This is a genomic window from Candidatus Hydrogenedentota bacterium (genome assembly GCA_016791475.1).
In the GTDB taxonomy this organism is placed as follows: Bacteria; Hydrogenedentota; Hydrogenedentia; order Hydrogenedentales; family JAEUWI01; genus JAEUWI01.
The window spans coordinates 1-543 of the sequence record JAEUWI010000409.1; the positions used below are offsets into that span (position 1 = coordinate 1).

Annotated in this window: 1 protein-coding gene and 1 pseudogene; one reads left to right on the top strand and one right to left on the bottom strand. The window is 67.0% G+C overall.

Features of this window, described 5'->3' with window-relative positions; translation table 11 throughout:
• Positions 1-240, top strand: a 240-nt coding sequence (locus tag JNK74_29950; protein ID MBL7650394.1) for a type I 3-dehydroquinate dehydratase, incomplete at its 5' end; no start/stop codon positions are given.
• A gap of 50 nt (positions 241-290) precedes the next feature.
• Here JNK74_29950 and JNK74_29955 read toward each other — a convergent pair.
• A pseudogene (locus tag JNK74_29955) lies at positions 291-500 on the bottom strand (type II secretion system protein).
• Positions 501-543: the final 43 nt, after the last annotated feature.

Genomic DNA, 543 nt, shown 5'->3' on the forward strand with positions numbered 1-543 from the left:
CTTGCCGAACGCGTCAAGCCGACGGTCGCCCTGTGCATGGGCGAGTTCGGGCTACTCTCGCGCGTGCTCGCGCCGAAGTTCGGCGGGCTCTTCACCTTCGCGGCGCTTGAGCGCGGCGCGGAGTCGGCGATCAGGTTGGTGTCGTTGATGCCGCTGGCGGGACGATTGCCCCACTGCCCGGAGGATCCATCCCGGCCAAGGTCGCTCGGGCAGGCGAGGATTTTCACGGTCTTGAAATAGGGCAGGAGCCGTTCCGGCCAGCGGGCGGCGCTGCTGCGCTCCGGGAATTCGCCGCCGTTGTCCCCGGCGTACAGGGTCGAGGCCAGCCCGAGCTGCCGGACCTGATTCACGCAGGCAATGCGCTGCGCCGCGCCCTTGGCCTGGCCCAGGGAGGGCAGGAGCATGCCCGCAAGGATGGCGATGATCGCGATGACCACCAGCAGTTCGATCAGGGTAAAGGCATGCCGGGGGAAGCAGCGCTGGGGGAAGGGGGCTTGCATGATGTGTGTCTTTCTCGACGGATCCGTTCCGAGATTTCCAGTC